At 49.4% G+C, this 18679-nt stretch carries 19 protein-coding genes; all 19 read left to right on the top strand.

The genetic code is table 11. The features are described from left to right. Positions 1-13 precede the first annotated feature (13 nt). The 19 genes from OHJ21_RS13015 (at position 14) to pduL (ending at position 18356) form a co-directional block, all read left to right on the top strand. Positions 14-1126 (top strand): glycoside hydrolase family 88/105 protein, encoded by a 1113-nt coding sequence (locus tag OHJ21_RS13015; protein WP_486020234.1) that lies wholly within the window; start codon positions 14-16, stop codon positions 1124-1126. A gap of 191 nt (positions 1127-1317) precedes the next feature. Then, positions 1318-2133, top strand: coding sequence for a spore cortex-lytic enzyme (gene sleB, locus OHJ21_RS13010; RefSeq protein ID WP_127592477.1), 816 nt, complete (start codon positions 1318-1320; stop codon positions 2131-2133). Between the two features lie 125 nt (positions 2134-2258). Continuing rightward, complete coding sequence (gene yfmF, locus OHJ21_RS13005) at positions 2259-3539, top strand: EF-P 5-aminopentanol modification-associated protein YfmF (RefSeq protein WP_326112996.1); 1281 nt, start codon at positions 2259-2261, stop codon at positions 3537-3539. A 3-nt stretch (positions 3540-3542) separates the two neighbouring features. Continuing rightward, complete coding sequence (yfmH, locus tag OHJ21_RS13000; RefSeq protein WP_100538018.1) at positions 3543-4823, top strand: EF-P 5-aminopentanol modification-associated protein YfmH; 1281 nt, start codon at positions 3543-3545, stop codon at positions 4821-4823. Beyond that, a complete protein-coding gene (gene ymfI / locus OHJ21_RS12995) occupies positions 4823-5593 on the top strand; it encodes an elongation factor P 5-aminopentanone reductase (protein ID WP_071220144.1) in 771 nt (256 codons plus the stop codon). Before yfmH ends, ymfI begins: the two co-directional genes overlap by 1 nt. Before the next feature lie 108 nt (positions 5594-5701). Next, positions 5702-5956 carry a DUF3243 domain-containing protein gene (locus OHJ21_RS12990; RefSeq protein WP_100538017.1) on the top strand — a complete coding sequence of 85 codons (255 nt, stop codon included), beginning with the start codon at positions 5702-5704 and terminating at the stop codon, positions 5954-5956. Between the two features lie 204 nt (positions 5957-6160). Further along, positions 6161-6928 carry a DUF3388 domain-containing protein gene (locus tag OHJ21_RS12985; RefSeq protein WP_100538016.1) on the top strand — a complete coding sequence of 256 codons (768 nt, stop codon included), beginning with the start codon at positions 6161-6163 and terminating at the stop codon, positions 6926-6928. Between the two features lie 47 nt (positions 6929-6975). Then, the gene (locus OHJ21_RS12980; protein ID WP_486020233.1) at positions 6976-7986 is read left to right on the top strand and encodes a RodZ domain-containing protein; all 1011 of its coding nucleotides are present in this window, start codon (positions 6976-6978) and stop codon (positions 7984-7986) included. A gap of 77 nt (positions 7987-8063) precedes the next feature. Continuing rightward, entirely contained in the window at positions 8064-8237 is a 174-nt protein-coding gene (locus OHJ21_RS12975; protein ID WP_146746999.1) for a DUF4175 domain-containing protein, read from the top strand. 149 nt (positions 8238-8386) lie between these two features. Then, positions 8387-8878 (top strand): YajQ family cyclic di-GMP-binding protein, encoded by a 492-nt coding sequence (locus OHJ21_RS12970; RefSeq protein ID WP_100538014.1) that lies wholly within the window; start codon positions 8387-8389, stop codon positions 8876-8878. A gap of 260 nt (positions 8879-9138) precedes the next feature. Continuing rightward, entirely contained in the window at positions 9139-9726 is a 588-nt protein-coding gene (gene pgsA / locus OHJ21_RS12965) for a CDP-diacylglycerol--glycerol-3-phosphate 3-phosphatidyltransferase (RefSeq protein ID WP_113058685.1), read from the top strand. Between the two features lie 121 nt (positions 9727-9847). Continuing rightward, on the top strand, positions 9848-11110 hold the full coding sequence (locus OHJ21_RS12960; protein WP_100538012.1) for a competence/damage-inducible protein A: 1263 nt from the start codon (positions 9848-9850) through the stop codon (positions 11108-11110). A gap of 287 nt (positions 11111-11397) precedes the next feature. After that, positions 11398-12459, top strand: a complete 1062-nt coding sequence (recA, locus tag OHJ21_RS12955; protein WP_326113726.1) for a recombinase RecA — start codon at positions 11398-11400, stop codon at positions 12457-12459. 139 nt (positions 12460-12598) lie between these two features. After that, on the top strand, positions 12599-13336 hold the full coding sequence (locus tag OHJ21_RS12950) for a regulatory protein RecX (RefSeq protein WP_326113002.1): 738 nt from the start codon (positions 12599-12601) through the stop codon (positions 13334-13336). A gap of 359 nt (positions 13337-13695) precedes the next feature. Continuing rightward, positions 13696-15237, top strand: a complete 1542-nt coding sequence (gene rny, locus OHJ21_RS12945) for a ribonuclease Y (RefSeq protein WP_127592470.1) — start codon at positions 13696-13698, stop codon at positions 15235-15237. A gap of 128 nt (positions 15238-15365) precedes the next feature. Then, positions 15366-16169, top strand: a complete 804-nt coding sequence (locus OHJ21_RS12940) for a TIGR00282 family metallophosphoesterase (RefSeq protein WP_100539449.1) — start codon at positions 15366-15368, stop codon at positions 16167-16169. Positions 16170-16298: 129 nt separating this feature from the next. After that, entirely contained in the window at positions 16299-16559 is a 261-nt protein-coding gene (locus OHJ21_RS12935) for a stage V sporulation protein S (RefSeq protein ID WP_006211249.1), read from the top strand. A 91-nt stretch (positions 16560-16650) separates the two neighbouring features. Continuing rightward, on the top strand, positions 16651-17607 hold the full coding sequence (locus OHJ21_RS12930; RefSeq protein WP_486020232.1) for a dipeptidase: 957 nt from the start codon (positions 16651-16653) through the stop codon (positions 17605-17607). A 176-nt stretch (positions 17608-17783) separates the two neighbouring features. Next, positions 17784-18356, top strand: a complete 573-nt coding sequence (pduL, locus tag OHJ21_RS12925; RefSeq protein ID WP_486020231.1) for a phosphate propanoyltransferase — start codon at positions 17784-17786, stop codon at positions 18354-18356. Positions 18357-18679 lie beyond the last annotated feature (323 nt).

The raw sequence follows: 18679 nt of genomic DNA, 5'->3' as shown, positions 1-18679 counted from the left end.
AGGAGGCGCACCTATGTCCAATCCCACTCAGCAGCAAGAACATCGGACCTTGTCACCCTTAGAACTCGGCACCAAGGCTTGCCAATCGATCATGGAAACGTATTCGCCCGAGCAGCTGCCGCCCGCAGGGCGGTGGCATTACCACCAGGGCGTATTTCTGGTGGGTATGTCTCAATTATGGAAATTTAGCGGGGAGTCAAAGTTTTTGGATTACGTAAAGGGTTATGTCGATCATCTGGTGGATCCCAACGGGAATCTGCTGTTGGAGCGGGGGGAGCTGGATTCCGTGCAAGCGGGCCTGCTTCTGATGGAGCTGGATGCTGTATTTCCCGAATATCGGTACAGGGCTGCCGCGGATAAGCTGCTCCGTCTGTTATCTACGCTGAATCGGACCACGGAAGGAGGATACTGGCATAAGGATCGCTATCCTTACCAGATGTGGCTGGACGGCTTATATATGGGCGGCGTGTTCACGATGAAATATGCACAGCAGTATAACGAGCCGCATTTATTTGATGAGGTGCTGTTCCAGGAGAGGCTGATGCGTTCCCATACCAAGGATCAGGCAACCGGGTTATTTTATCATGCTTGGGACGAGAGCAGAACGATGCCTTGGGCTGATCCGGTTAGCGGACAATCCCCGGAATTTTGGGGACGCGCGTTAGGCTGGTATGCGCTGTCGATCGTGGAGTTCCTTGATTTACTGCCTGAGGATCATCCGGCGAGGGAAGAACTGGCTGTCGTGCTCCGTGAATTAAGTGAGGCGCTGGTGCGTTATCAGGATCCGCTTACCGGGCTGTGGCATCAGGTTATAGATAAAGGGGACCGTGAGGACAATTGGCTGGAAACTTCGTGCTCCAGTCTCTTCATATATACCTTGGCCAAAGGAATCCGTCTCGGTTATCTGGATTCTTCCTTGATCTCGCATGCAAGACACGGATTTAACGGCCTGGCTCAATCCGTATATATGGATGGTCAGGGACATCTGGTTATGCCCAAGATCTGCATCGGGACAGGTGTCGGCGATTATAAGCATTATGTGGAAAGGCAGCAATGCGAGAATGATCTTCATGGGGTTGGCGCGTTGGTTATGGCGTGTGTAGAGCTTGGCAGAACATATGGATAAATCCTTGTATGATCAATGAAATCCATTCCAAACATCAGGAGCTGTTCCTTTGAGGGACAGCTCTCTTTGTGCTGTGATGATGTGCTGTCTTCATCCGCTCCTCTCGGGAACAGGTGCATAGGAAACTGGCAGGCTTGTCATAATAACCGTAGCGAGGCTTGTTAAACCACAAGAGAAAGGTAGAGCGCAGCATGAAAAACTCAAGAATCTGGATTCTGATAAGCATTGCGATTCTGTTATCTGCCGTTGTCTTCGCTCAGGGAGGCCTTAAAGCAGATCATTCGAATCTTCAGGAAGCTTTGCCAACGTTTAGCCAGCAGACCATCAAATTCGGTTCTACCGGCGAAGATGTGTATGAGCTGCAAGGCCGTCTGAAACACCTGGGCTTTTATCATGGGAAAATCGACAGCGTATTTGGTTCCAAAACCCAAGGAGCCGTTAAATGGTTCCAATCGGAGTTTGGCATGAAGGTCGACGGTATCGTAGGTCCGAAGGTCAAGCTTAAACTGTATAATGCTACCAAGGACTTCCGTCCAACCGCTCCGAAGCTTCATGAAGGCGGCGGCGGTGCAGCGGCCGGAGCCGGCGGTGGCGGTTCAGCAAACAAAGAAAGCGGCAATAACAACCTAGCATCATCTGATTCAATGGGCCTTTCAGAGAACGATTTGAGAATCATGGCCAATGCCGTATATGGCGAAGCGCGCGGAGAGCCGTTTGAAGGCCAGGTTGCCGTAGCGGCGGTTATTCTCAATCGGGTAAAATCACCAAGCTTCCCGAACACGCCGCATGGGGTTATATTTGAGCCGAGAGCCTTTACCGCAGTAGCCGACGGTCAAATATGGCTTGAACCGAACGAGCAGGCGAAGAAAGCGGTACAGCAGGCGCTGAGCGGCTGGGATCCGACAGGGGGCTGTCTGTACTATTTTAATCCGAAAACGGCCACCTCGCCATGGATATGGACCCGTCCTCAAGTCAAAACCATCGGTCAACATATCTTCTGTATGTAAGCCGTAAACAACAGCAACCGGGGCCTGTCTTCGGTTGCTTCTTCACTTTGCAATGGGTTAGAATGAAAGTTATCTATGAAGTAAATTTTGGCAACGACAATCCATGATGTAAGGGGATATGGACCTTGACGAAAACGGAATTTGAACACGGTACAGTCGGAGGAATACGGATTCACGTATTGCCGACCAACCGATTCAAGACATTTGCGATATCGCTTTACGCCGGAAGTCCGTTAGCAGAAGAAACCGTGACCTCGACCGCGCTCACACCTTTTGTGCTACGCAGAGGGACCGTTTCCTACCCGGAAACGCGAGCTTTCCGAGAACAGCTGGAGCAGCTGTACGGCGCCGGATTTGGATTTGACGTGTATAAGCGCGGCGATTATCAGATCGTGCACTTTCGCATGGATACGATCAATGACTCTTTTGTTAAGAGTCCGGAGAGCCTGCTGCGCTCTTCATTTGCTTTTTTGGGCGAGGCTTTCACCCAGCCTGTGTTAGAGAATGGAGCATTCCGCAAATCTTATGTACAGACCGAGCGTGACACAGTCCGCAAGAAGCTGGAGTCCATCGTCAATGATAAGATTCGTTACGCTGCGGAGCGCTGCATTGAGGTCATGTGCAAGAACGAACCGTATCGATTGCATCCGCTAGGAGAACGGAAGGATCTTGACGGTATCACGCCGGAAGGCTTGTATGAGTCCTATCAGAATTGGCTTAATGAATCCGTTCTGGATTTATATGTGGTAGGCGATACGAGTTTGGATGAGGTGAAGAAGCTCGTGGAGGAGCATTTTAAACTGAACAGAACAGGAAGTAAGGATTATGTTCCTTCCTCCACACGAACGGCCGCAAACGAGACGCAGACGGTCGTGGAGAAGCTGGACATTAATCAAGGCAAGCTCAACATGGGTCTGAGAAGCACGATTACTTACGGAGATGATGAGTATGCCGCCGCGCTCTTGTATAACGGGATATTGGGCGGTTACCCGCATTCAAAGCTGTTCGTTAATGTGAGGGAGAAGGAAAGCCTGGCGTATTACGCGTCGTCCCGATATGACGGCCATAAAGGGATTGCTACTATCCAGTCCGGCATCGAGGTTCAAAATTTTGAGAAGGCCGTCCAAATTATTCGCCAGCAGCTCGAAGACATGGCGAAGGGTACCATTACGGATATCGAAATGACCCAAACGAAAGCGATGATCCGCAACGTAATTAAGGAAATGCAGGATTCAGCCTTTGAGATGATCGCTTATGATTTTAATCGCACGTTATCGGGTCGGGAACGTACGCCGGATGAGCTGCTGCAGCAGGTGGAAGGCATTACAGTAGCTGATGTGAAGCAGGCCGCTGCGGCATTCTCGCTGGATACGATCTATTTCCTGAAAGGTCAAAAGGAGGAATAGCCGGTGGAGAGCATTCATTATGACAACCTGCAGGAAACGCTGTATTACGAAGTGATGGATAACGGTCTGCACGTGTATGTGCTGCCTAAACCCGGCTTCCAGAAAACCTATGCGACCTTCGCAACCAAATACGGCTCGGTGGATAACCATTTCAAGGTCGAAGGCGAGTCCGAAACTCGCGTTCCTGACGGCATTGCGCATTTTCTTGAGCACAAAATGTTTGAGGAGCCGGAAGGCGACATATTTGCCAAGTTTGCCTCCAACGGCGCCTCCGCGAATGCCTTTACAAGCTTTGACCAGACCGTGTATCTCTTTTCGGCTACGGAGAACATTCATGAAAATTTGGAGACGCTGATCAATTTCGTGCAGAACCCTTACTTTACCGATCAGAACGTAGAGAAGGAAAAGGGGATTATCGGGCAGGAAATCAATATGTATCAGGACAATCCGGATTGGCGAGTGTACTTCGGTCTTATCGAAGCGATGTACAAGGTGCATCCGGTGCATATCGATATTGCCGGTACGGTAGAATCCATCGGGACGATTACGAAGGAAGATCTGTATACGTGCTACAACGCATTTTATCACCCGAGCAACATGCTGCTATTCGTGGTGGGTGGCGTCGATCCCGAGGAAACGATGAACCTGATCCGTTCGAATCAAGCCGGGAAATCATATGAGAAGCAAGGTTCCATTGAGCGTTTATTCGATCCGGAGCCGCAGGGAGTCGAAGAGAAGCGAAGAGAGAGCCGCCTGGCCGTATCGCTGCCGAAATGCCTGTTCGGCTTCAAGGAGAAGTTGGTCGGCTTAACAGCCGAGGAGCAGCTGCGCCGCGATTTGACAACGAAGCTGATGATGGACCTCCTCTTCGGATCCAGCACGGAATTGTATCAGCAGTTATATGACGAAGATTTAATTTCCGACAGCTTCGGCCATGAGTATAATAGTTCACCCCAGTATGCATTCTCTGCGGTTGGCGGAGATACGAAGGATCCGGATCAACTTCTGGCACGCATCCGCACTGAGGTGGATAAGCTCAAGGGAACCGGGTTTCAGGCTTCCGACTTTGAACGTGCCCGCAAAAAGAAAATGGGCGGATACTTGCGCATGCTCAATTCCCCGGAAAACATTGCTCATGAATTCACACGCTACCAATTCCGCGGGGCGGATTTCTTCAAGGTTCTTCCGGTTTATGAATCCATTACCCTAGAGGATGTAAACCGCCGACTGCAGGAGCATGTCGATTGGGAGCAATTGGCCGTATCGATCGTTGTGAGTCCGTAATGAAGCAAGACATGGGAAGAGAATTGAAACCGATCGGGGAAATGACGGTACTGATCACGGGTGCGAGCAGAGGCATTGGAGCGGCAGTTGCCGAGCGCTTTGCCTCGGTACGCATGAATGTGGTAATTCACTATATGAATTCGCATGAAGCGGCTAATGAAGTTGCCCGTCGCTGTATGGCCTATGGGGCTAAGGTATTAACTGTATCCGCAGACCTTCGCGACAAAGAGCAAATATTGCGCATGAAAGAGAAGCTTCAGAGTCATGATATGGAGCCGGATATCCTGGTAAACAACGCCGGGGTATCCCATTACGGGCTTCTGTCCGACGTGACGGAAGAAGAGTGGGATACTTTGATGTCCATTAACCTGAGAGGGATGTTTCTATGTTCCCAGGCGTTTATGGGGCGTATGATCTCGCAGCGGTTTGGCAGGATTATCAATGTTTCCTCGATTTGGGGTTTATCGGGTGCCTCCTGCGAGGTATTGTATTCAACAAGCAAGGGCGGCGTTAACGCCTTTACGAAGGCTCTTGCGAAGGAGCTTGCTCCATCAGGCGTGACGGTGAACGCCGTTGCACCCGGTGCGGTGGATACGTCTATGCTGGGGCATCTGGAATCGGATGAGATTCGCATGCTGGAGGATGAAATTCCGGTCGGCAGATTGGCGCAGCCCGATGAGATTTCTTCATTGGTGTATTTTCTGGCGCTGCCCGAGTCAGGCTACATTACCGGGCAAGTGATCAGCCCGAATGGCGGCTGGGTAACCTGATCGTCATTCGTGGTGCAATTCACCACTCATAAGGTATTGGTTACGGGGACATATTACTATTGTTACTTTAAATCTGAATTGCCACCACGCAAAAGGAGGATTTAATTCATGTCATCCGTAATCAAAAACTTTGATTCCTGGAAGAAATTTCTGGGCGAGCGCGTCGTTCAAGCCGAGAAAGCGGGTATGAGTGAAGACACCATTTCTCAGCTGGCTTATGAGATCGGTGATTTCCTCGATGAGAAGATTGATCCGCAAAACTCATCCAACCGGGCACTGAAAGAATTGTGGGATGTAGGTAACGAGGAAGAACGCCACGTTATCGCGCGCCTGATGGTGAAACTGGCCAAGAACAACGCATAACCTTCTTGCAAAAAGCCCCCCGCCAACGGGGGCTTTTTGTCAAGAAAAAAGAATGTAATTTTCATGTCATCGTTAATACTTGCCTTTCATTTTTATTTTATATATCATTAACGTGACCCATTTTTAATTTGACCAGTTTTTGCGTGCAATTTTCGCTGGAATTTGTCGAATATTGATGGAAAAGAAGTGCAAAGAGGTGTCTTTGTGGAATCGAACCAATGGTACATGGAATACAAGATACATAAGAACCGGCCTGGTTTGCTCGGTGATATTGCATCCGTGTTAGGTATGCTCGAAGTGAACATACTGACAATTAACGGCGTGGAAGGCCAAACTCGCGGAATGCTGCTGGAAACGGATGATGAAGAAAAAATTATCCTGATGGGCAAAATGTTAAACAAAATGAAAAATATTACGGTAACAGCCTTGAGACCCCCGAAACTGGTGGATATTTTGGCTGTCCGACATGGACGATATATTGACCGGGACTCGGATGATCGTAAAACGTTTCGTTTTACGCGTGATGAGCTCGGTTTACTTGTTGATTTTTTGGGTGAATTGTTCAAAAGGGAAGGTAATCAGGTCATCGGTCTTCGCGGAATGCCGCGTGTCGGCAAAACCGAGTCCATTATCGCGGGCAGTGTCTGTGCGATGAAGCGCTGGACGTTTGTTTCCTCTACGCTGCTTCGCCAAACCATTCGCAGTCAACTCTCCGAGGACGAGATGAATTCGAACAACATTTTTATCATTGACGGGATTGTCAGCACAATCCGATCGAATGAGCGCCACTATCAGCTCCTGCAGGATATTATGGGGATGGAGAGCACGAAGGTGATCGAGCATCCGGATATTTTTGTTCGTGAATCCGAATATTCCTATGAGGATTTCGACATTATAATCGAATTGCGAAACAATCCGGAAGAGGAAATCGTTTATGATACGTTCACGGGCTCTTATAGTGACGATTTATAATATTTTTTTGACTTTGACCACGAAATTCTAAAGTAGGAGGTGATGGCATGTCCGAACTGGGACAGCAATTAAGGGAGGCGCGTCTACAAAAAGGGATGAGCCTTGATGATGTGCAGGAAATGACAAAAATACGCAAGCGATACTTGGAAGCCATCGAGGCAGGGGATTACAAAGTACTTCCCGGCAGTTTTTACGTGCGGGCATTCATCAAAACCTATGCGGAAGCGGTGGGGATTGACCCGGACGAACTGCTTGAAGGCCATAAACAGGATGTGCCTAAATCCGAACCGGAAGCGACCATGGAACCGGTTATTCAAAAACGTGCCACCAGACCTTCAGCCGAACGGAACATGAAATGGCTGCCTACACTGCTGATGTGGACATTCCCGATTCTGATCGTTGTTGTCATTTATTTGGTGGCAATCAATTCGAATGAACCTAAGGATGAACCTCCGGTTAGCAATAATGATCAGACGCAGACGGATCAAGCGCAGAAGCCGGAAGACACAGGCAATACGGATCCCGCCACGCCTGGCGACGGAGCGCAGGGCGGCGACAACGCCACGGACGATACGGGGAACGAAGGCACAGACGGTGAAGGTACAGACGCAACGGACGGAACAGATGGCACGGACATCGATGAACCGGGAAATACAACGCCTGGAGAAACTACGGTGACGCAGGACCGGACGGAAGGCAAGAACACCGTATTTAAGGTAACAGGCTCGTCTGTGAAGGTTGAGATTGTGGCAACCAGCGATGGAAAGAGCTGGGTAGAAGTGTATCGTGGTTACAATACCTCCGGAGAGAAGCTGGCTTTCCAAATGCTTGAGAATGGTGCTTCGCTCAGCTTTGATCTGGATAGCCAGGGACTCTACGTGAAATCGGGGAATTCCGCTGCAACCACCATTACGGTTGGCGGCCAGCCCGTAACGGATGGAAAATCAACGTCGCGTATCTTGCTGGAGCCGGCAGATGGTTCCACAGGGACTATGGACACCAGCACTACGGACACTACAGGGACTACAGACACGACAGGCACCACGGATGTAGAATAATTGTCTCTCCTCCGGGCCATCATAACAGCATGCAGCTGCATGCTGTTATTTCACTTCCTGGAAGAGGTGATGCTTTCGTGACGGTCAACTGGATTATATTCGGATTAGGCGTTATCGTCAGCCTCTTGGGCTATTACCTGATTCCAAGTGACTGGGGATATGGCATATTAGGCTTTGGACTGGCACATATTTTGCTCGGTATACTTAGCATGTTCCGCCGTCCGGTGCATGATGAGAAAGCTAGCAGTTGACGGAACAGGCTTCGTTTTCGCAGGATGCTTGCGATAAGCGGAGTCTTTTTCGTTCCACATTCATCTGCTGATCGGGTACAGGATTAGACTTGGCTCATGGTTTTACCTATAATAGAAGCATTATCGCCAAATGAAAGGAAGGATTCACCATGGCTTCAGAAAATTCATTTGATATCGTATCCAAAATGGATATGCAGGAACTTAGCAATGCAGTTAATCAGGCGGAGCGGGAGATCGAGAACCGTTTTGACTTCAAGGGCAGCAAGAGCAGCTTGAAGCTGGACAAGGACGCGCTGGTCATTGCATCCGATGACGAGTATAAACTCAACGCCGTTATTGATATTTTGCAAACGAAGATGGTGAAACGGGGCTTGTCGCTGAAAAATGTGGAGTACGGCAAGATCGAGCCGGCTTCCATGGGCACCGTCCGCCAGCGTTTGACCTTAAAGCAAGGGATCGATCAGGAAAATTCGAAAAAGATCAATATATTGATCCGTGATTCCAAGCTGAAGGTCAAGAGTCAGATTCAGGGTGACCAAATTCGGGTAACCGGAAAAAACAAGGATGATCTCCAACAAATCATGCAGCTGCTTCGCAAAGCGGATCTTTCGCTGGACCTGCAGTTCACCAATTTTAAATAAACGCCGCCGTCCGGCTCATATAGGATTGGATGGACAGGTTTGTTTCTTTTGACAGGGTGTCAACGGAAATATTATACTAAAAAACGATATATAAGGATTAACGTATACATAGATTACTGGGGGATGAATATGACAGACAGCGCTTCACGCTTCGAACCCTTTAGGCTCTTGGGAAGAGCGACCCTATTGAATTACAGTTGGATAACAGTCGCGGGGTCTGCGAAAATTTCAAGACAACCCGTTGCAAGGGAGGTTGCCCCATGAATTTACCCAATCGTATCACGTTGGCCCGCATTTGCTTGATCCCTGTCATGATGATTTTTCTGCTGGTGGATTTTGATTTTTATCCGGCTCCTATTGTGTGGAATGATTTTGTCCTTCCTTACAACCAATTGATTGCGGCATTGATATTCATACTTGCTGCAAGCACGGACGGGATTGACGGGTATTTGGCCCGGAAAAACAATATGGTGACGAACCTGGGTAAACTTCTGGATCCGCTCGCGGACAAACTGCTGGTGGCAGCGATCCTCATATCGCTTGTAGAGATGGGGAAATGTGAATCCTGGATTGCTGTTGTCATCATTAGCAGAGAATTCGCGGTTACTGGCTTGAGACAAATTGCGCTCCTGGAAGGTTCCGTCGTTGCAGCAGGTCAATCAGGAAAAATCAAGACGGTGATTCAGATCGTGGCGATTGTCGCGCTTCTGATCAATAATTTCCCGTTTGTATTCTTGGGAATTCCGTTTGATGTCATTGCAATCTGGGCTGCCGCGATGATTACGATCTATTCGGGAATCGAATATTTTGTCCAGAACAGGCACCTGCTCAAAGGTACCGGGGCATAACGGCAATAGGAGCTATCCTATTGCTTTTTTCTTCCGCAGGGTAAGAACATAGTGAAGGCGAGTACTGGTGAAGAGATAGAAGATATAGAAGATATAGAAGATACAGGAGGATCGACGAATCATGAAAGCAGAAATCATTGCAGTTGGAACCGAACTTTTGCTTGGACAGATTGTGAATACCAATGCACAGTATTTGTCCAGACAGCTTGCTTCAATGGGAATCGATGTATACTATCAAACCGTTGTCGGGGATAACCTGGAGCGGCTCAAGGAGGCCTTGCGGCTGTCCAGCGGCAGAGCCGATATCGTGCTTCTGTCCGGCGGCCTGGGCCCCACGCAAGATGATCTGACGAAGGATGCGCTCGCATCCTTTCTGAATCGTTCATTGCATATTGATCGGATGGCGATGGACCGGATTGAACGCTTCTTCCATGAACGGGGATCCGTTATGACCGAGAACAATCGGCGCCAGGCCCTGGCCATTGAGGGAGGGACACCGCTTCCGAATGAAACAGGCCTCGCCGTCGGGAACGCGGTATCGTATGAAGGCACTCATTATATTGTGTTGCCGGGACCGCCGAAAGAACTGATGCCGATGTTTGAGCAGGAGGCCAAGCCTTGGCTTCTGCAGCATGTGCTTACGGGAGAGCTTCCCATCTATTCGAAGATGCTCAAATTCGCAGGCATCGGGGAGTCCGCGCTTGATAAGCGCCTGGAAGACCTGATTACGGCCCAGACCGATCCGACGATCGCCTTGTATGCCAAGGAAGGGGAGGTCACCGTCCGAATCTCCACGAAGGCCGCCAGCGAGGCTGAGGCGATGGTCCGGCTGAATGAACTGGAAGCCCGGATCCAGGAGAGAGGCCCTGAATTTATGTATGCTAATGAGGATGTGCCCATAGAGAAGGTCATCGTGGATATGATGGCGGATCATAACTGGACGCTGAGCGCTGCGGAGAGCTGCACGGGAGGCCTTGTAGCGGAGACGCTGACCTCCATCCCCGGCAGCGCATCGATGTTCCTTGGCGGGATCATCTGTTATACCAATCAGATCAAGGAGAAGCTTGTTCATATCCCGCATGCGCTGCTTGAGGGGGATGATGCGCCGGGAGCCGTCAGTGCGGAGGTTGCCGAAGCGCTTGCGGATCATGTCCGGATGGTGACCGACAGCGACTTTGGTTTATCGGTAACGGGCGTGGCAGGTCCAGGGTACGCTGAACGCAAGCCTATAGGTCTTGTTTACATCGGATTGTCTCAACGGGGAAAAGAAACGGAAGTGCACGAGCTGCACCTCCAGGGGAACCGTGAGACGATCCGGCTCCGTGCAACGAAGGCGCTGCTCTACCGGCTTTGGCAGCGTCTTGTTGCCTCCAAACAGGTTTAGTATTGCTGAATAGAGAAACCCGCTTTTCAAGAAAAGTAAATAATTTACACCTTGCTTGGTACCTCTTCTTGAATTAACGAACGGTTCCAAGTATAATGGGAAATACGGAAGAACCGTGGCATATCGAATGATGTTGCCACGGTTCTTGTTGTTTATACATAAGGCATGGAGCATATACGGGAAGGGGTGCTGAATAAAAAAAACGAATGTATGTTCGAAAAAAAGCTTGGCAAACGTGTCAAAACAAGGTATGATATGACTATCAACAGTGAAGGGTTGTGGAACAATTGTCAGATCGTCGTGCTGCGCTGGAAATGGCGCTTCGTCAGATAGAGAAACAGTTCGGAAAAGGTTCCATCATGAAACTGGGTGAATCCACCCACATGCAAGTAGAGATTGTGCCGAGCGGATCGTTGGCATTGGATATAGCTTTAGGAACCGGCGGCTTGCCTAGAGGCCGGATTATTGAGGTGTACGGACCGGAATCCTCCGGTAAAACAACAGTAGCCCTCCATGCTATTGCGGAAGTTCAGAAGGCTGGTGGACAGGCTGCATTTATCGATGCCGAGCATGCTCTGGATCCATCGTATGCAAACAAACTGGGCGTCAATATCGATGAATTGCTGCTCTCCCAACCGGACACGGGTGAGCAGGCGCTGGAAATTGCGGAAGCTCTGGTACGCAGTGGTGCTGTCGATGTCATCGTTATTGACTCGGTTGCCGCGCTTGTACCGAAAGCCGAGATTGAAGGCGACATGGGTGATTCCCACGTGGGTCTGCAAGCTCGTCTGATGTCCCAGGCTCTTCGTAAATTGTCGGGTGCTATTAACAAATCGAAAACGATTGCCATCTTTATCAACCAGCTTCGCGAGAAGGTCGGCGTTATGTTTGGTAACCCTGAGACGACGCCTGGCGGACGTGCTCTGAAGTTCTATTCCACGGTTCGTTTGGACGTGCGTCGAATTGAGAGCATTAAGATGGGGAACGATGTGGTGGGTAACCGCACACGGATTAAGGTTGTTAAGAACAAGGTAGCTCCACCTTTCAAACAGGCTGAGCTCGATATTATGTACGGCGAAGGCATCTCTAGAGAGGGAAGCCTGATCGATATCGGTACGGATCTGGATATCGTGGATAAGAGCGGTGCATGGTATTCTTATGCAGGTGACCGTCTTGGCCAAGGACGTGAGAATGCGAAGCAATTCTTGAAGGAGAATCCGGAGATTGCTAGTGTTATCGAGAACAAAATCCGTGAAGCCAGCAATCTGACCACGGCTGTTCCTGAGCCTTCCGAGAAGGATAAGGAACAAGAGGAATTAGAAGAGCAAGAGTTGTTTAAAGTTGAGTAGTAAAATTGCTGGTTAACGATGACAGTGTTGAGGACCGTCCGGTGTTTGTAACGCCAGACGGTCTTCTTTGCATTTAATTCTGACTTGAGATGCAGTCTTGGTTATATTCAGAATGGTGCGGTAGTGAGAGGAGCGACATATGGAAAAAGAGAATAAAGAAATGTCGGAGCAGGCAGAATCATCAGGTATTGGGCATTTTCCGGATCACGAGGATTTGGTTGTAACGTCAGTGGAAATGCTGAAAAAGCCCAAACACCGATACCAAATCGCGTTTGGTCCGTACCTCATGACCGTTCATGAAGATGTGATGCTGAAATACCGGATGTTCAAGGGAAATGTTTTTCACAAGGAAGAGCTGGAAGAAATTATCGTGGCCGATGAGCGACAGCGGGCTTACGTAGAGGCGCTGAATCATCTGGCCAGGAAACCAAGAACAGCCAAGGAGATCACCCAGCGTCTGCAGCAAAAAGGTTTCGAGCCGAGCAGCGTGGAGACAACGCTGGAGCGCCTGGAGAAGGACAAGCTGATTGATGACGCGTTATACGCCAAGATGTGGACGGAGCAGCGCATGACGAGCCATAAGAAGGGGCGGCTGTGGGTCAAACAGGAGCTGAGACAGAAGGGAATCGGCACGGAGCTGATCAGCGAGGCCTTGGGCGAGATCAGTGCAGATGCCGAATTGGAGAGCGCGCTCGCCGTAGGACGGAAAAAATGGCAGCAAACCCATGGGGAGATACTGGATCGCAAACGTAAAACAGGAGCATATTTAATGCGTAGGGGCTTTGGCGGGGAGCAGGTGCGTCAGGTACTCAAACGTCTGGCTGATGAGGATCAGGAAAAGGGCGAGTGGGACGACGAGCTGGAAGATTTCGAATAAAGGGCAATTTGGCTACTTTTTCGTGAAAGAAATGGTTTCATTGGATGAAACTGACGTTTACCCATTGCTTTCCCTTGACAATATCTTTTTATAAATACTAAAATAAATATGAATCTTTTTATCATAAATTAGAATCCTTTTTCCTTCCAAAAAAGTGACTACTTTGTGAAAGATTCTTGAAACGCCTATTCATAGTGAAATGTATTCCGCTGGCTAAGGCGGAATTTGCGTACGTGATACGGCGTGCGCAGTATGGACGGCAGCTTCCACTGCCGGAAAATTTTATGTATGAATGAGTAACCTGACAATTGAACATTTCCCAAGGAATGCCTTGGAGGAACCAACGAGGAGGTGAACAGATGCAATCATGGATCTGGATCGTAATCGTTCTCGTTGTAGCCGCTATATTCTTTGGGTTCGGTTATTTTATTCGCAAATCCCTTGCAGAAGCTAAAATTTCCAGTGCCGAGCATGCCGCTTTGCAGATCGTCGAAAGTGCGAAGAAGGAAGCAGAAGCATTGAAGAAAGAAACGGTTCTCGAAGCAAAAGATGAAGTTCATAAAATCAGAGCCGAAGCTGAAAAAGACACTCGCGAGCGCCGGAATGAAATTCAACGGCAGGAGCGCAGATTGTTGCAAAAGGAAGAGTCGCTGGATAAAAAAATAGAATCTTTGGAACGTAAAGAAGAACAAGTGGCGAACAAAGAGAAACGAATAGAGGAAACCCAACAGCAAATCGATGCCATTTACAAGAAACAAACGACAGAACTGGAGCGCATCTCCAACTTGACGATGGAGGATGCCCGCAGCATTATTCTCAGTAATGTTGAGCAGGAAGTTCGTCATGAAACCGCTCAGATGATTAAAGAAATCGAGCAGCAGGCGAAGGAAGAGGCAGATAAGAAATCACGCGAGATCATCACGCTGGCTATTCAACGCTGTGCGGCTGATCACGTAGCTGAGACCACGGTATCTGTTGTCACCTTGCCGAATGAAGAAATGAAGGGCCGGATTATCGGACGTGAAGGCCGGAATATTCGTGCGCTTGAGACCCTTACAGGGATTGACCTTATTATCGATGATACTCCGGAAGCTGTTATTCTCTCCGGTTTTGATCCGATTCGCCGTGAAATTGCCCGTACAGCTTTGGAAAAGCTCGTGGCAGACGGACGGATTCATCCGGCTCGTATCGAAGAAATGGTGGAGAAATCCCGCAAGGAAGTGGACGAACGCATTCGCGAGTATGGAGAACAAGCCACTTTCGAGGTTGGCGTTCATGGTTTGCATCCAGATTTGATCAAAATTCTGGGTCGACTGAAATTCCGTACGAGCTATGGACAAAATGTGTTGAAACACTCCATGGAAGTGGCCTATTTGACTGGCCTGATGGCCGGCGAATTGGGCGAAGACATCGTGCTTGCGAAACGGGCAGGACTGTTGCATGACATCGGTAAAGCGCTGGATCATGAAGTGGAAGGATCGCACGTTGAAATCGGCGTGGAGCTGGCGAAGAAGTATAAGGAACATCCGGTGGTTATCAACAGCATTGCCTCTCATCACGGTGATTGTGAAGCAACTTCGGTTATTGCCATGCTGGTGGGCGCAGCCGACGCATTGTCCGCTGCCAGACCGGGAGCACGCAGAGAGACGCTTGAGACGTATATCCGTCGTCTTGAGAAGCTCGAAGAAATTTCCGAATCCTTTGAAGGCGTTGAGAAATCCTATGCCATTCAAGCGGGACGTGAAGTTCGTGTCATGGTACAGCCTGAGAAAATCGATGATGCCGAAGCATTCCGCTTGGCACGCGACATTACCAAAACGATTGAGAATGAGCTGGATTATCCGGGTCATATCAAAGTCACCGTCATCCGGGAAACCCGAGCGGTGGATTACGCGAAATAGAGTTTGGACCTTAAAAAGTGGCCGCAATCCGGCCACTTTTTATCTTTAAGAAATCCGAAAATACAGTTTCGGATATTTATGAATCGGGAACGGTCCTGCCGGGAATCAGGACAAGCATCCCTGAAGGAGTGATTGACATCAAAGTATTATTCATCGGAGACATTGTCGGCAGCACAGGACGTAAAGCTCTGAAGGCTTCCCTTCCGGAGCTGAAGTCCAAATATAATCCTAACATCATTATTGCCAATGGGGAGAATGCAGCTTCAGGACGCGGCATTACCTCGGCCATCGCCAATGAATTTTTCAATTGGGGCATTCATGGCATCACCTTGGGAAACCACACGTGGGATAATAAGGATATTTTTGAGTTTATCGATGATGAGCCTCGCATGATTCGTCCGGCAAACTTTCCGCCCGGCACCCCGGGCCGCGGATACACGATCATCAAAGCGAACGGCAAACAGCTGGCGATCGTGAATTTACAGGGACGAACATTCCTGCCAGCGATCGATTGCCCATTTCGCGCCGCCGATGACATTGTGGATGAGCTGCGCCAGAAGACGAAGTGCATTCTGGTGGACTTCCATGCCGAAGCCACCTCGGAGAAGATTGCCATGGGATGGCATCTGGAAGGCCGCGCCTCGATGGTGGTCGGAACGCACACCCACGTGCAAAGCAATGATGATACCATACTGCCGGGAGGAACAGCATACATTACGGATACCGGCATGGTGGGCTCCAAGGAAGGCATCCTTGGCATGCAGCGCGATGCGGTGATGTATAAGTTCAAAACCCAGCTTCCTGCTCGTTTCCAGGTCGACGAAGGCAAATGGCAGTTCCATGCCGTATGCGTGGATATGGATGAGGAAACGGGAAGAGCCCGGAAAATACAGAAAATCCGCATGTACGAAGACGAATGGCGGATGGATTAAAAAAGGCGGAATCCGTTTAATTAAATTAGGAACGGATGGTAAAAAGCAGGAATTTTTTCCCCTCTCACGAATAACATCTAGTAAGCGGAAGCAAACCATCACTCAACATTCCCAGGGGAGGTACTTACCATGGAAGTATTAAAAGTTTCAGCAAAATCCAATCCTAATTCAGTTGCAGGGGCGCTCGCTGGAGTTCTTAGGGAGCGGGGCGGAGCGGAACTGCAAGCGATTGGGGCGGGAGCACTGAACCAGGCCATTAAAGCGGTAGCGATTGCCCGGGGATTTGTAGCACCGAGCGGGGTGGATTTGATTTGCATCCCTGCTTTTACGGATATTGTGATTGATGGCGAAGACCGGACGGCAATTAAATTGATCGTAGAACCTAGATAAATTTCGAATGTTGAGGTATTAGCCTGTTTACTCTCCGTGGTGTAAACAGGCTTTTTGCTGTGACAAGATTAGAAAGGAGATGAACGGCGCGATGCGGACGGTTGATTTTCACTGTGACGTTTTGAGCAAAATGTGGGAAGATCCACAAGCCTCCTTTGTGGATGACCCGCAATTGGATGTAACGAAACAGCGCATGGAGGAGGGGGATCTGGCCCTTCAGGTGTTCGCTGTTTTTTTATCGGAGAACTGGGGGAGACCGTCCTTTGAACGGGTGCTGGCACAAATCGATACTTATCGCAGCCGCATCGTCAAACCGGGTCATCTTAAGCCCCTGCTCTGGCAGGAACAACTTCAAGAGATCGGACAAGGGCAGCAGGGGCGGTTCGGCGTTCTGTCGCTGGAAGGCGCTGACGGGCTGGAGGGGAATTTGCATTATGTCCAGCTTTTGTTTGAGCTGGGCGTGCGTTTTATGGGGGTTACCTGGAATTATGCGAACTGGGCTGCAGATGGAGCATTGGAGCAGCGAAATGGGGGATTCACGGAACGGGGGCGTCAGCTGGTAGAGCTATGCCATTCGATAGGCATCATTCTGGATGTGTCCCATCTGTCCCAAGCTGGCTTCTGGGAGCTCGCGGAGCTAACCCAGCGCCCCATCATAGCCTCGCATTCCAATGCGTTCTCCGTCTGCCAGCATCCCCGGAATTTGAATGATGAACAGATACGGGCATTAATCGCGCTGAACGGAATGATCGGCATCACGTTTGTGCCCTGGTTTATCCGCAGCGGAGTAGATCGCGTGAAGCCGGAGGACGTATTGCCGCACATCGAGAAAATTTGTGAGCTGGGCGGTGAGAAGCACATCATGTTTGGTTCGGATTTCGACGGGATTGATCAATGGGTCGCCGGACTCGAGCATCCGGGCCGGTATCCGGTTTTTCAAGAGCTGCTGCTTAAACATTATCCGGAATCGATGGTAAAGGGCTGGATGTCGGAGGGTGCCCTCCATTTTCTTGAGCAGAATTTGCCTTCATTGTCAGCCCAAGCATAGTAATTTCGCATAACGACCATGATTCGAGGATAACTTTGACAATCCTGTTGCAGATTGCTCAAGAAACGGAAGAAGGCGGCCTGAATCACCCGGGTTGCCTTTTTATTTTTGGGTAATAGAGAGTATAATAGGTGATGGCATGTACAGCATATAGAGAAAAACAAGGAGTGAGACAGATGAGTAAAACTGTACCTGTGGGTGTATCCGCCCGCCATATTCATTTAACCCAAGCGCATATTGAGGCATTGTTCGGCCCTGGATATCAGCTTACAGAGTTCAAACCATTGTCCCAACCAGGACAATTCGCAGCCAACGAAACGGTAGCGGTCATTGGAACGAAAGGACAATTCGATAAAGTAAGAATTTTGGGACCTGCACGTCCTGCAACCCAGCTGGAAATTTCCCGCACGGATTCCTTTGCGATCGGTGTGAAAGCACCCGTGCGCGAATCCGGAAACATCGCCGGAACCCCGGGTATCACGATTAAAGGCCCGGCAGGTGAAGTAACGGTGGACGAAGGCGTCATCGTGGCCGCTCGTCACATTCACTTCCATACGTCCGATGCGGATCAATGGGGGATTAAAGACAAGGACCTGCTGAAGGTGCGCTTAGGCGGCGAACGCGGTCTTGTACTGGAGAACGTCATTGCCCGCGTATCCGACAATTTTGCGCTCGACATGCACATCGATACCGATGAAGCTAACGCTGCTGGCGCCAAAAACGGAGACACTGCTGAAATTATTGATTAATCTGTAGCTTCAGTAAACCTTCATGAACATACTGTATGTGTCACGCATGTGCTGCTGTTAAGCGTTCGCAGCTGGAAGAGCCTGAGTCGATTCATTTCGATCTCAGGCTCTTTTTTGAAATGTCCCAAGGGTTCCATGTTTCGGGGAGCCTCTTTGAAAGAGAGAGATCATCTGTTTAGGGTTTGGCCTCAATAACGCCAAGGTGGTAGCTTAGGCAATAAGATCATGATATAATTTAAAACAGTGCCTAATTAGAGGTAGTTCAAAAAGTCATCTTTTGATCACGAAGCAGCACATGAAGCTTAATCGACATCGAATATTGA

Source organism: Virgibacillus sp. LDC1, from assembly GCF_025792345.1.
Lineage (GTDB): Bacteria > Bacillota > Bacilli > Paenibacillales > Paenibacillaceae > Paenibacillus_AQ > Paenibacillus_AQ lautus.
The sequence above is the reverse complement of the archived record's forward strand: the minus strand, read 5'-3'. Positions and strand labels throughout refer to the sequence as shown.

Bases quoted from the DNA above. Each gene is read 5' to 3' on its own strand.
- OHJ21_RS12970 (WP_100538014.1), top strand. From the start codon at position 8,387: ATGGCTTCAGAAAATTCATTTGATATCGTATCCAAAATGGATATGCAG.
- ymfI (WP_071220144.1), top strand. From the start codon at position 4,823: ATGAAGCAAGACATGGGAAGAGAATTGAAACCGATCGGGGAAATGACG.
- pduL (WP_486020231.1), top strand. From the start codon at position 17,784: ATGAGTAAAACTGTACCTGTGGGTGTATCCGCCCGCCATATTCATTTA.
- OHJ21_RS12960 (WP_100538012.1), top strand. From the start codon at position 9,848: ATGAAAGCAGAAATCATTGCAGTTGGAACCGAACTTTTGCTTGGACAG.
- OHJ21_RS13015 (WP_486020234.1), top strand. From the start codon at position 14: ATGTCCAATCCCACTCAGCAGCAAGAACATCGGACCTTGTCACCCTTA.
- rny (WP_127592470.1), top strand. From the start codon at position 13,696: ATGCAATCATGGATCTGGATCGTAATCGTTCTCGTTGTAGCCGCTATA.
- OHJ21_RS12935 (WP_006211249.1), top strand. From the start codon at position 16,299: ATGGAAGTATTAAAAGTTTCAGCAAAATCCAATCCTAATTCAGTTGCA.
- pgsA (WP_113058685.1), top strand. From the start codon at position 9,139: ATGAATTTACCCAATCGTATCACGTTGGCCCGCATTTGCTTGATCCCT.
- sleB (WP_127592477.1), top strand. From the start codon at position 1,318: ATGAAAAACTCAAGAATCTGGATTCTGATAAGCATTGCGATTCTGTTA.
- OHJ21_RS12930 (WP_486020232.1), top strand. From the start codon at position 16,651: ATGCGGACGGTTGATTTTCACTGTGACGTTTTGAGCAAAATGTGGGAA.
- OHJ21_RS12990 (WP_100538017.1), top strand. From the start codon at position 5,702: ATGTCATCCGTAATCAAAAACTTTGATTCCTGGAAGAAATTTCTGGGC.
- OHJ21_RS12980 (WP_486020233.1), top strand. From the start codon at position 6,976: ATGTCCGAACTGGGACAGCAATTAAGGGAGGCGCGTCTACAAAAAGGG.
- OHJ21_RS12950 (WP_326113002.1), top strand. From the start codon at position 12,599: ATGGAAAAAGAGAATAAAGAAATGTCGGAGCAGGCAGAATCATCAGGT.